The sequence below is a fragment of the Salmonella sp. SAL03688 genome (assembly GCF_046551895.1).
Lineage (GTDB): Bacteria > Pseudomonadota > Gammaproteobacteria > Enterobacterales > Enterobacteriaceae > Salmonella > Salmonella enterica.
Map to the genome: position 1 here is coordinate 223,792 of NZ_JBGDVI010000002.1, position 11,746 is coordinate 235,537.

Genomic DNA, 11,746 nt, shown 5'->3' on the forward strand with positions numbered 1-11,746 from the left:
GAATGCCAACATGTGGGGCAAGAGGGGGATGTCAGTTTATCGCGATATACGAGACGATAGTTTGTCAGTATAAGTTTCGGCTATTTTCCCGAGTTTGGGAGGCAGTTCTTTATCACAAATAAAAAAAGCAGCAGCGAGGTGCTGCTGTATCAAAAAGCATATTGATAAATGCAACGTAAGAGACAAATGGCCAACCGTAAAAGTGACCATAGCTATAATAATTATATTGATATTAAGTGGCAATGCAAAATATGGTCTTAATTATATCATGATGAGTTCAGCCAACGGTGATATGGCCTTATAAGGCTTGCAGTCTTTCATGGGCAGCAAGTAACGTCTGATATATGCTTAAATTCTTACTTCCGGGTTCAAGCAAAACTTTTTTAAATTCGGTCATGAGTTGCTCTTCATCTTCTTTCGAACGCATGTATTGTGGATGTTCCTGGAAGAAGGTGAGCGCCTGCTCTTTGGTTTGTTTATATTTTTCGCAAAAAATGCTTGAGCTGATTGCGCTATTTTTTGATGCGGAATTATCAGCGTTCTGGTTTGATAATGATTTATTCTTCGCAAGGTCTGACGGCACATACGGAAGAGACTGACACTCATCAATACTATTTGCGTTGGCCAGTTGCTCTTTCTGAGCGCCAGGTTGCTGTACCGGTTTGCTCACGGAGGAAGGGAGGGGCACCTGGGCACAGCCGATCAGTAAAAAGACAGGAAGACAGCTATAAAATTTTTTCATATTAACTCCAACTACAGAAGAATGAGGCGCAATGTTTTTACACAACCGTCAGAATGTTATCTGACAATAGTGATAAGGGGCGAATGCGTTTCAGGAATGCTAGCAAAAAAAACTCCTGATATAAATAATTAATTCTCCATCCCGATGACAATATCTGAATTTTTGCTGCTGCAGAACAATAAGCCAGAATTTATATACTATGAGCTTATTTTCTATTTTAAATCAGCGGGTGCTGTGCAAGTTGGCTAATTTAATTAGCGGGTGGCATCAGTTTCATAATGATTGCATCAGGATTTTGCCACCCGCTCCCGGTATTGTTTACATATTAAAATGATTTTTAACTGGTGCTGACAACTATGCTAAATACGCAGGAAGTACTTAAAGAAGGAGAGAAGCGGAAAATCCGCAGCCCGGAAGCATGGTTTATACAGACGTGTTCCGCGCAAAAGCTGCATATGTCATTTTCTGAAAGCCGACACAATGAAAACTGCCTGATTCAGGAAGGCGCGCTGCTTTTTTGCGAGCAGGCCGTTGTCGCACCAGTATCAGGAGACGTGGTTTTTCGACCGTTAAAAATTGAAGTACTCAGCAAATTACTGGCATTTATCGATGGCGCAGGATTAGTGGACACGACATATGCTGAATCCGATAAATGGGTTTTGCTGAGTCCTGAGTTTCGCGCTATTTGGCAAGATCGTAAACGCTGCGAGTACTGGTTTTTGCAGCAAATTATTACGCCTTCTCCGGCCTTCAATAAGGTACTGGCGCTGTTACGAAAAAGCGAGAGTTACTGGTTGGTTGGCTATTTACTCGCTCAGTCAACCAGCGGCAACACGATGAGAATGCTGGGAGAAGACTATGGCGTTTCTTATACCCATTTTCGTCGTTTGTGCAGCAGAGCGTTGGGCGGAAAAGCGAAGAGTGAATTACGAAACTGGCGTATGGCGCAATCGCTGCTGAATAGTGTAGAAGGCCACGAGAACATCACCCAATTAGCCGTTAATCATGGTTACTCATCGCCTTCACATTTTTCTAGTGAGATCAAAGAGCTGATCGGCGTTTCGCCGCGGAAATTATCAAATATTATTCAATTGGCAGACAAATGAAGACACATATTCTTTTGGCCAGAGTGCTGGCATGTGCCGCGCTTGTTCTGGTTACACCTGGTTATTCTAGTGAAAAAATACCTGTAACGGGAAGTGGGTTTGTTGCGAAAGACGATAGCCTGCGGACATTTTTCGATGCCATGGCGCTACAGCTAAAGGAGCCTGTCATTGTTAGCAAAATGGCGGCACGAAAAAAAATTACGGGCAACTTTGAGTTTCACGATCCTAACGCATTACTGGAGAAGCTTTCCCTACAACTGGGGCTGATTTGGTATTTCGATGGGCAGGCTATCTATATTTATGACGCCAGTGAAATGCGCAATGCCGTGGTTTCTTTACGCAACGTCTCACTCAATGAGTTCAACAATTTTCTAAAACGCTCAGGTTTATATAACAAAAATTACCCGCTACGTGGCGATAACCGTAAAGGAACATTCTATGTTTCAGGGCCACCCGTCTATGTTGATATGGTGGTCAACGCCGCCACCATGATGGACAAGCAAAACGATGGTATTGAGCTGGGACGCCAGAAAATAGGGGTGATGCGTCTGAACAATACCTTCGTGGGCGATCGTACCTACAATCTGCGCGATCAGAAAATGGTTATTCCCGGTATTGCTACGGCCATTGAAAGGTTATTGCAGGGAGAAGAGCAACCCTTAGGTAATATTGTCAGTAGCGAACCCCCGGCGATGCCAGCGTTTTCAGCGAATGGAGAAAAAGGTAAAGCAGCAAATTATGCCGGTGGCATGAGTCTGCAGGAAGCTTTAAAGCAAAATGCCGCGGCGGGCAATATTAAAATCGTGGCCTATCCGGATACCAACAGTTTGTTAGTAAAGGGAACGGCTGAGCAGGTGCATTTTATCGAAATGCTGGTTAAAGCGCTGGATGTCGCCAAACGTCACGTAGAATTATCCCTGTGGATTGTCGATCTTAATAAAAGCGATCTGGAGCGTTTGGGCACTTCATGGAGCGGCAGCATAACTATTGGGGACAAACTTGGCGTGTCATTAAACCAGTCTTCAATAAGTACCCTCGATGGCAGTCGATTCATCGCCGCGGTCAATGCGTTAGAAGAGAAGAAACAGGCGACGGTGGTTTCACGCCCGGTATTACTGACTCAGGAAAATGTTCCCGCTATTTTTGATAACAACAGAACGTTTTACACCAAGCTGATTGGGGAACGTAATGTGGCGCTTGAGCATGTAACATACGGAACAATGATCCGAGTGCTGCCCCGTTTTTCCGCAGATGGTCAGATAGAAATGTCGCTGGACATTGAAGATGGCAACGATAAGACGCCGCAATCCGATACTACCACCTCCGTAGATGCGTTACCCGAAGTCGGGCGAACGTTAATTAGCACTATTGCGAGAGTGCCGCACGGAAAAAGTTTGCTGGTCGGGGGTTATACACGGGATGCAAATACCGATACTGTCCAAAGTATTCCGTTTTTAGGCAAATTACCGCTTATTGGTAGCCTGTTCCGTTATTCCAGTAAGAATAAAAGTAATGTTGTTCGTGTATTCATGATTGAACCAAAAGAAATTGTCGACCCGTTAACGCCGGATGCCAGCGAATCGGTAAACAATATTCTGAAGCAAAGCGGTGCCTGGAGTGGGGACGATAAGTTACAGAAATGGGTTCGTGTTTATCTGGATAGAGGTCAGGAGGTAATTAAATGATTCCTGGCTCAACCTCTGGTATTTCATTTTCCAGAATATTGTCCCGGCAGACATCTCATCAGGATGCGACCCAGCATACTGATGCGCAACAGGCGGAAATACAACAGGCCGCAGAGGATTCGTCTCCAGGGGCGGAAGTACAAAAATTTGTCCAGTCGACGGACGAAATGTCAGCGGCGCTGGCGCAATTTCGTAACCGTCGCGATTATGAAAAAAAATCCAGTAATTTATCTAACAGTTTTGAACGCGTGCTGGAGGATGAGGCTTTACCGAAGGCGAAGCAAATATTAAAGCTAATTAGCGTACATGGCGGCGCGTTAGAAGATTTTTTACGTCAGGCGCGTAGCTTATTTCCTGACCCCAGTGATTTAGTCCTTGTGTTACGCGAATTGCTTCGTCGTAAAGACCTGGAAGAGATCGTGCGGAAAAAGCTGGAGTCGTTACTTAAGCACGTTGAAGAGCAAACCGATCCGAAGACCCTCAAGGCAGGGATTAATTGTGCGTTGAAGGCCCGGCTTTTTGGGAAAACATTATCGTTAAAACCAGGCTTATTGCGCGCCAGCTATCGGCAATTTATCCAGAGTGAATCACATGAAGTGGAGATTTACTCTGACTGGATAGCCAGTTATGGCTATCAACGTCGACTGGTGGTACTGGATTTTATCGAGGGTTCGCTATTAACCGATATTGACGCGAATGACGCCAGCTGTTCGCGCCTGGAGTTTGGCCAGCTTTTACGACGCCTGACGCAACTCAAAATGTTGCGCTCCGCTGACCTACTGTTTGTGAGTACATTGTTGTCGTATTCGTTTACCAAAGCGTTTAATGCGGAGGAGTCGTCGTGGCTACTACTGATGCTTTCGCTATTGCAACAGCCACATGAAGTGGATTCGCTGTTAGCCGATATTATAGGTTTGAATGCGTTATTGCTTAGTCATAAAGAACATGCATCCTTTTTGCAGATATTTTATCAAGTATGTAAAGCCATACCCTCTTCACTCTTTTATGAAGAATATTGGCAGGAAGAATTGTTAATGGCGTTACGTAGTATGACCGATATTGCCTACAAGCATGAAATGGCAGAACAGCGTCGTACTATTGAAAAGCTGTCTTAATTTAATATTAACAGGATACCTATAGTGCTGCTTTCTCTACTTAACAGTGCTCGTTTACGACCTGAATTACTGATTCTGGTACTAATGGTGATGATCATTTCTATGTTCGTCATTCCATTACCTACCTATCTGGTTGATTTCCTGATCGCACTGAATATCGTACTGGCGATATTGGTGTTTATGGGGTCGTTCTATATTGACAGAATCCTCAGTTTTTCAACGTTTCCTGCGGTACTGTTAATTACCACGCTCTTTCGTCTGGCATTATCGATCAGTACCAGCCGTCTTATCTTGATTGAAGCCGATGCCGGTGAAATTATCGCCACGTTCGGGCAATTCGTTATTGGCGATAGCCTGGCGGTGGGTTTTGTTGTCTTCTCTATTGTCACCGTGGTTCAGTTTATCGTTATTACCAAAGGTTCAGAACGCGTCGCGGAAGTCGCGGCCCGATTTTCTCTGGATGGTATGCCCGGTAAACAGATGAGTATTGATGCCGATTTGAAGGCCGGTATTATTGATGCGGATGCTGCGCGCGAACGGCGAAGCGTACTGGAAAGGGAAAGCCAGCTTTACGGTTCTTTTGACGGTGCGATGAAGTTTATCAAAGGTGACGCTATTGCCGGCATCATTATTATCTTTGTGAACTTTATTGGCGGTATTTCGGTGGGGATGACCCGCCATGGTATGGATTTGTCCTCCGCTCTGTCTACTTATACCATGCTGACCATTGGTGATGGTCTTGTCGCCCAGATCCCCGCATTGTTGATTGCGATTAGTGCCGGTTTTATCGTGACTCGCGTAAATGGCGATAGCGATAATATGGGGCGGAATATCATGACGCAGCTGTTGAACAACCCATTTGTATTGGTTGTTACGGCTATTTTGACCATTTCAATGGGAACTCTTCCGGGATTCCCGCTGCCGGTATTTGTTATTTTATCGGTGGTTTTAAGCGTACTCTTCTATTTTAAATTCCGTGAAGCAAAACGTAGCGCCGCCAAACCTAAAACCAGCAAAGGCGAGCAGCCGCTCAGTATTGAGGAAAAAGAAGGGTCGTCGTTAGGACTGATTGGCGATCTCGATAAAGTCTCTACAGAGACTGTACCGTTGATATTACTTGTGCCGAAGAGCCGGCGTGAAGATCTGGAAAAAGCTCAACTTGCGGAGCGTCTACGTAGTCAGTTCTTTATTGATTATGGCGTGCGCCTGCCGGAAGTATTGTTACGCGATGGCGAGGGCCTGGACGATAACAGCATCGTATTGTTGATTAATGAGATCCGTGTTGAACAATTTACGGTCTATTTTGATTTGATGCGAGTGATAAATTATTCCGATGAAGTTGTTTCCTTTGGCATTAATCCAACAATCCATCAGCAAGGTAGCAGCCAGTATTTCTGGGTAACGCATGAAGAGGGGGAGAAACTCCGGGAGCTTGGCTATGTGTTGCGGAACGCGCTTGATGAGCTTTACCACTGTCTGGCGGTGACGCTGGCGCGCAACGTCAATGAATATTTCGGTATTCAGGAAACAAAACATATGCTGGACCAACTGGAAGCGAAATTTCCTGATTTACTTAAAGAAGTGCTCAGACATGCCACGGTACAACGTATATCTGAAGTTTTGCAGCGTTTGTTAAGCGAACGTGTTTCCGTGCGTAATATGAAATTAATTATGGAAGCGCTCGCATTGTGGGCGCCAAGAGAAAAAGATGTCATTAACCTTGTGGAGCATATTCGTGGAGCAATGGCGCGTTATATTTGTCATAAATTCGCCAATGGCGGCGAATTACGAGCAGTAATGGTATCTGCTGAAGTTGAGGATGTTATTCGCAAAGGGATCCGTCAGACCTCTGGCAGTACCTTCCTCAGCCTTGACCCGGAAGCCTCCGCTAATTTGATGGATCTCATTACACTTAAGTTGGATGATTTATTGATTGCACATAAAGATCTTGTCCTCCTTACGTCTGTCGATGTCCGTCGATTTATTAAGAAAATGATTGAAGGTCGTTTTCCGGATCTGGAGGTTTTATCTTTCGGTGAGATAGCAGATAGCAAGTCAGTGAATGTTATAAAAACAATATAAGGGCTTAATTAAGGAAAAGATCTATGCAACATTTGGATATCGCTGAATTAGTTCGTTCCGCACTGGAAGTAAGTGGTTGCGATCCTTCATTAATTGGAGGAATAGATAGCCATTCAACAATTGTTCTGGATTTATTTGCATTGCCAAGTATCTGTATCAGCGTCAAGGACGATGATGTATGGATCTGGGCGCAATTGGGTGCTGACAGCATGGTGGTATTACAACAGCGGGCTTATGAAATCTTAATGACCATAATGGAAGGATGCCATTTTGCCCGCGGCGGGCAATTACTACTGGGGGAGCAGAATGGGGAGCTAACGCTTAAAGCCTTAGTGCATCCGGATTTTTTATCTGACGGTGAAAAGTTCTCTACTGCCTTGAATGGGTTTTACAACTATCTGGAAGTTTTTAGTCGGTCGCTAATGAGATGAAAACACCTCGTTTACTGCAATATCTGGCCTACCCACAAAAAATAACCGGCCCAATTATTGAGGCGGAATTGCGCGATGTAGCCATTGGCGAACTGTGTGAAATACGCCGTGGCTGGCACCAAAAACAGGTTGTTGCACGTGCGCAGGTGGTTGGCTTACAGCGGGAACGCACCGTGCTGAGCCTTATCGGCAATGCCCAGGGGCTGAGCCGCGATGTCGTGCTTTATCCCACTGGACGTGCGTTATCGGCGTGGGTGGGATACTCGGTATTAGGCGCGGTGTTGGATCCGACGGGGAAAATCGTTGAGCGTTTTACCCCTGAAGTGGCGCCGATTAGCGAAGAACGCGTTATTGATGTCGCACCGCCTTCTTACGCTTCGCGCGTTGGCGTCCGTGAACCGCTGATTACCGGTGTGCGCGCGATTGACGGGTTATTGACCTGTGGCGTAGGCCAGCGAATGGGCATTTTTGCCTCCGCAGGATGCGGTAAGACCATGCTGATGCATATGCTGATCGAGCAAACGGAGGCAGATGTTTTTGTTATTGGTCTTATCGGTGAACGAGGCCGCGAGGTCACTGAATTCGTGGATATGTTGCGCGCTTCGCATAAGAAAGAAAAATGCGTGCTGGTTTTTGCCACTTCCGATTTCCCCTCGGTCGATCGCTGCAATGCGGCGCAACTGGCGACAACCGTAGCGGAATATTTTCGCGACCAGGGAAAACGGGTCGTGCTTTTTATCGATTCCATGACCCGTTATGCGCGTGCTTTGCGAGACGTGGCACTGGCGTCAGGAGAGCGTCCGGCCCGTCGAGGTTATCCCGCCTCCGTATTCGATAATTTGCCCCGCTTGCTGGAACGCCCCGGGGCGACCAGCGAGGGAAGCATTACTGCCTTTTATACGGTACTGCTGGAAAGCGAGGAAGAGGCGGACCCGATGGCGGATGAAATTCGCTCTATCCTTGACGGTCACCTGTATCTGAGCAGAAAGCTGGCCGGGCAGGGACATTACCCGGCAATCGATGTACTGAAAAGCGTAAGCCGCGTTTTTGGACAAGTCACGACGCCGACACATGCTGAACAGGCATCTGCCGTGCGTAAATTAATGACGCGTCTGGAAGAGCTCCAGCTTTTCATTGACTTGGGAGAATATCGTCCTGGCGAAAATATCGATAACGATCGGGCGATGCAGATGCGGGATAGCCTGAAAGCCTGGTTATGCCAGCCGGTAGCGCAATATTCATCCTTTGATGACACGCTGAGCGGTATGAATGCATTCGCTGACCAGAATTAAAGTATTGCAGCGGCGCTGTACGGTATTTCATTCACAGTGTGAGTCGATATTACTTCGCTATCAGGATGAGGACCGCGGGCTGCAGGCCGAGGAGGAGGCGATCCTTGAACAAATAGCGGGTCTGAAATTGTTATTAGATACGCTGCGTGCAGAAAACAGACAGCTCAGTCGTGAGGAAATTTATACGTTATTACGTAAGCAGTCTATTGTTCGCCGGCAGATAAAAGATTTAGAACTCCAGATTATACAAATTCAGGAAAAACGGAGCGAGCTGGAAAAGAAAAGGGAAGAGTTTCAGAAAAAAAGTAAATATTGGTTGCGCAAAGAAGGGAACTATCAACGCTGGATAATCCGTCAGAAAAGACACTATATCCAGCGAGAGATACAGCAGGAAGAGGCCGAGTCAGAGGAGATAATTTAATGGGCGATGTGTCAGCTGTCAGTTCATCCGGGAACATTTTACTGCCGCAGCAGGATGAGGTTGGCGGTTTATCAGAAGCATTAAAAAAAGCGGTGGAAAAACATAAGACAGAATATTCCGGTGATAAAAAAGATCGCGACTATGGCGATGCTTTCGTAATGCATAAAGAAACGGCTTTACCGGTATTACTGGCGGCATGGCGACATGGCGCGCCAGCGAAATCAGAACATCACAATGGCAACGTTTCTGGTCTGCATCATAACGGAAAAGGCGAACTCAGGATTGCTGAAAAACTGTTGAAAGTCACTGCTGAAAAATCTGTCGGTTTGATCTCTGCGGAGGCCAAAGTAGATAAATCCGCAGCGTTGCTATCGCCTAAAAATAGGCCGTTAGAAAGCGTAAGCGGTAAAAAATTATCTGCTGATTTAAAAGCTGTGGAATCCGTTAGTGAAGTAACCGATAACGCCACGGGAATCTCTGACGATAATATCAAGGCATTGCCTGGGGATAATAAAGCCATCGCGGGCGAAGGCGTTCGTAAAGAGGGCGCGCCGCTGGCGCGGGATGTCGCACCTGCCCGAATGGCCGCAGCCAATACCGGTAAGCCTGACGATAAAGATCATAAAAAGGTTAAAGATGTTTCTCAGCTTCCGCTGCAACCAACCACTATCGCCGATCTTAGCCAATTAACCGGCGGCGATGAAAAAATGCCTTTAGCGGCGCAATCAAAGCCGATGATGACTATTTTTCCCACTGCCGATGGCGTGAAAGGAGAGGATAGCTCGCTGACTTACCGTTTTCAGCGCTGGGGAAATGACTATTCCGTCAATATTCAGGCGCGGCAAGCAGGGGAGTTTTCGTTAATACCGTCAAATACGCAGGTTGAACATCGTTTGCATGATCAATGGCAAAACGGTAATCCCCAGCGCTGGCACCTGACGCGAGACGATCAACAAAATCCGCAGCAGCAACAGCACAGACAACAATCTGGCGAGGAGGATGACGCCTGATGTCATTGCGTGTGAGACAGATTGATCGTCGCGAATGGCTATTGGCGCAAACCGCGACAGAATGCCAGCGCCATGGCCGGGAAGCGACGCTGGAATATCCGACGCGACAGGGAATGTGGGTTCGGTTGAGCGATGCAGAAAAACGGTGGTCGGCGTGGATTCAACCTGGGGACTGGCTTGAGCATGTCTCTCCCGCTCTGGCGGGGGCGGCGGTTTCTGCTGGCGCTGAGCACCTGGTCGTTCCCTGGCTTGCTGCGACAGAGCGACCGTTTGAGTTGCCCGTGCCGCATTTGTCCTGTCGGCGTTTATGCGTAGAGAACCCCGTGCCGGGAAGCGCGCTGCCGGAAGGGAAATTGTTGCACATTATGAGCGATCGGGGCGGCCTGTGGTTTGAATATCTTCCTGAACTGCCTGCAGTCGGGGGCGGCAGGCCGAAAATGCTGCGTTGGCCGTTGCGCTTTGTAATCGGTAGCAGTGATACGCAGCGTTCGTTGCTGGGCCGAATCGGGATCGGAGATGTACTCCTGATTCGTACTTCCGGTGCGGAAGTTTATTGCTACGCGAAAAAGTTAGGTCATTTCAACCGTGTTGAAGGGGGAATTATTGTGGAAACGTTAGATATTCAACATATCGAAGAAGAAAATAATACAACTGAAACTGCAGAAACTCTGCCTGGCTTGAATCAATTGCCCGTCAAACTGGAATTTGTTTTGTATCGTAAGAACGTTACCCTCGCCGAACTCGAAGCCATGGGGCAGCAACAGCTATTATCACTGCCGACCAATGCTGAACTTAACGTTGAAATTATGGCGAATGGTGTTTTGCTGGGTAATGGCGAACTGGTACAGATGAATGACACCTTAGGCGTTGAGATCCATGAATGGCTGAGCGAGTCTGGTAATGGGGAATGATATCTCATTAATTGCCTTACTGGCATTTTCCACCCTGTTGCCATTTATTATTGCGTCAGGAACCTGTTTCGTTAAATTTTCTATTGTATTTGTCATGGTGCGTAACGCCCTGGGATTGCAGCAGATACCTTCAAATATGACGCTTAACGGCGTCGCATTGCTGCTTTCTATGTTTGTTATGTGGCCCATAATGCATGATGCCTACGTCTATTTTGAGGACGAAGATGTCACCTTTAATGATATTTCGTCATTAAGTAAACACGTTGATGAAGGCCTGGATGGTTATCGCGATTATCTGATCAAATATTCAGATCGCGAGTTAGTTCAGTTTTTTGAAAACGCGCAACTGAAGCGTCAGTATGGAGAAGAGACCGAGACGGTAAAGCGTGACAAAGATGAAATTGAAAAACCATCAATATTTGCGTTATTACCTGCTTATGCGCTGAGCGAAATAAAAAGCGCGTTTAAAATTGGTTTTTATCTTTATTTGCCCTTTGTCGTCGTCGACCTGGTGGTATCCAGCGTGCTACTGGCGCTGGGGATGATGATGATGAGTCCGGTGACGATATCTACACCTATTAAGCTGGTGCTTTTTGTCGCGCTTGATGGCTGGACCTTACTGTCTAAGGGATTGATATTACAGTATATGGACATTGCAACATGACATCATTACGAGACGGGATAGTTAAATGGATGATTTAGTGTTTGCAGGTAATAAGGCGCTCTATCTTGTTTTGATCCTGTCAGGGTGGCCGACGATTGTCGCAACGATTATCGGCCTCCTGGTAGGGTTATTCCAGACGGTAACGCAATTACAGGAACAGACGCTGCCTTTTGGCATTAAATTACTTGGCGTGTGTTTATGCTTGTTTTTACTGTCTGGCTGGTATGGCGAAGTTTTACTCTCTTACGGGCGTCAGGTGATATTCCTGGCGTTGGCTAAGGGGTAAA

At 46.6% G+C, this 11,746-nt stretch carries 12 protein-coding genes; 11 read left to right on the forward strand and 1 reads right to left on the reverse strand.

The features are described 5' to 3' along the window. Positions 1 to 298 precede the first annotated feature (298 nt). A complete protein-coding gene (gene invH, locus ACLJR2_RS02865; RefSeq protein ID WP_000715096.1) occupies positions 299 to 742 on the reverse strand; it encodes an SPI-1 type III secretion system invasion lipoprotein InvH in 444 nt (147 codons plus the stop codon). A 455-nt stretch (positions 743 to 1,197) separates the two neighbouring features. Between invH and invF the strand changes: the two genes are divergently transcribed. From invF to spaQ, 11 genes are read left to right on the forward strand one after another with little or no spacing between them, the layout of a single operon-like run. Beyond that, positions 1,198 to 1,848, forward strand: coding sequence for a type III secretion system transcriptional activator InvF (gene invF / locus ACLJR2_RS02870; RefSeq protein ID WP_023166786.1), 651 nt, complete (start codon positions 1,198 to 1,200; stop codon positions 1,846 to 1,848). Further along, complete coding sequence (invG, locus tag ACLJR2_RS02875; RefSeq protein ID WP_000848114.1) at positions 1,845 to 3,533, forward strand: type III secretion system outer membrane ring protein InvG; 1,689 nt, start codon at positions 1,845 to 1,847, stop codon at positions 3,531 to 3,533. The genes invF and invG overlap by 4 nt, the downstream gene beginning before the upstream one ends. Further along, positions 3,530 to 4,648 carry a type III secretion system gatekeeper InvE gene (gene invE / locus ACLJR2_RS02880; RefSeq protein ID WP_000612171.1) on the forward strand — a complete coding sequence of 373 codons (1,119 nt, stop codon included), beginning with the start codon at positions 3,530 to 3,532 and terminating at the stop codon, positions 4,646 to 4,648. The genes invG and invE overlap by 4 nt, the downstream gene beginning before the upstream one ends. A 24-nt stretch (positions 4,649 to 4,672) precedes the next feature. Further along, complete coding sequence (gene invA / locus ACLJR2_RS02885) at positions 4,673 to 6,730, forward strand: type III secretion system export apparatus protein InvA (RefSeq protein ID WP_000927218.1); 2,058 nt, start codon at positions 4,673 to 4,675, stop codon at positions 6,728 to 6,730. A gap of 23 nt (positions 6,731 to 6,753) precedes the next feature. Then, positions 6,754 to 7,161 (forward strand): SPI-1 type III secretion system chaperone SpaK, encoded by a 408-nt coding sequence (spaK, locus tag ACLJR2_RS02890; protein WP_001164066.1) that lies wholly within the window; start codon positions 6,754 to 6,756, stop codon positions 7,159 to 7,161. Then, the gene (gene invC, locus ACLJR2_RS02895) at positions 7,158 to 8,453 is read left to right on the forward strand and encodes a SctN family type III secretion system ATPase InvC (RefSeq protein WP_000856766.1); all 1,296 of its coding nucleotides are present in this window, start codon (positions 7,158 to 7,160) and stop codon (positions 8,451 to 8,453) included. The genes spaK and invC overlap by 4 nt, the downstream gene beginning before the upstream one ends. Next, on the forward strand, positions 8,431 to 8,874 hold the full coding sequence (gene spaM / locus ACLJR2_RS02900; protein ID WP_000555884.1) for an SPI-1 type III secretion system protein SpaM: 444 nt from the start codon (positions 8,431 to 8,433) through the stop codon (positions 8,872 to 8,874). Before invC ends, spaM begins: the two co-directional genes overlap by 23 nt. Next, positions 8,874 to 9,884, forward strand: coding sequence for an SPI-1 type III secretion system protein SpaN (spaN, locus tag ACLJR2_RS02905; protein WP_000503101.1), 1,011 nt, complete (start codon positions 8,874 to 8,876; stop codon positions 9,882 to 9,884). Before spaM ends, spaN begins: the two co-directional genes overlap by 1 nt. Then, complete coding sequence (gene spaO / locus ACLJR2_RS02910; RefSeq protein WP_000058740.1) at positions 9,884 to 10,795, forward strand: SPI-1 type III secretion system protein SpaO; 912 nt, start codon at positions 9,884 to 9,886, stop codon at positions 10,793 to 10,795. Before spaN ends, spaO begins: the two co-directional genes overlap by 1 nt. Beyond that, positions 10,785 to 11,459 (forward strand): SPI-1 type III secretion system export apparatus protein SpaP, encoded by a 675-nt coding sequence (gene spaP / locus ACLJR2_RS02915; protein ID WP_000526016.1) that lies wholly within the window; start codon positions 10,785 to 10,787, stop codon positions 11,457 to 11,459. Before spaO ends, spaP begins: the two co-directional genes overlap by 11 nt. A 25-nt stretch (positions 11,460 to 11,484) precedes the next feature. Then, entirely contained in the window at positions 11,485 to 11,745 is a 261-nt protein-coding gene (spaQ, locus tag ACLJR2_RS02920) for an SPI-1 type III secretion system export apparatus protein SpaQ (RefSeq protein WP_000342503.1), read from the forward strand. The last annotated feature ends 1 nt before the right edge of the window (position 11,746 follow it).

Coding starts and splice junctions, on each gene's coding strand:
- invG (WP_000848114.1), top strand. CDS start 1,845: ATGAAGACACATATTCTTTTGGCCAGAGTGCTGGCATGTGCCGCGCTT.
- spaK (WP_001164066.1), top strand. CDS start 6,754: ATGCAACATTTGGATATCGCTGAATTAGTTCGTTCCGCACTGGAAGTA.
- spaN (WP_000503101.1), top strand. CDS start 8,874: ATGGGCGATGTGTCAGCTGTCAGTTCATCCGGGAACATTTTACTGCCG.
- spaM (WP_000555884.1), top strand. CDS start 8,431: ATGCATTCGCTGACCAGAATTAAAGTATTGCAGCGGCGCTGTACGGTA.
- spaP (WP_000526016.1), top strand. CDS start 10,785: ATGGGGAATGATATCTCATTAATTGCCTTACTGGCATTTTCCACCCTG.
- invF (WP_023166786.1), top strand. CDS start 1,198: ATGTCATTTTCTGAAAGCCGACACAATGAAAACTGCCTGATTCAGGAA.
- spaQ (WP_000342503.1), top strand. CDS start 11,485: ATGGATGATTTAGTGTTTGCAGGTAATAAGGCGCTCTATCTTGTTTTG.
- spaO (WP_000058740.1), top strand. CDS start 9,884: ATGTCATTGCGTGTGAGACAGATTGATCGTCGCGAATGGCTATTGGCG.
- invE (WP_000612171.1), top strand. CDS start 3,530: ATGATTCCTGGCTCAACCTCTGGTATTTCATTTTCCAGAATATTGTCC.
- invH (WP_000715096.1), bottom strand. CDS start 742: ATGAAAAAATTTTATAGCTGTCTTCCTGTCTTTTTACTGATCGGCTGT.
- invC (WP_000856766.1), top strand. CDS start 7,158: ATGAAAACACCTCGTTTACTGCAATATCTGGCCTACCCACAAAAAATA.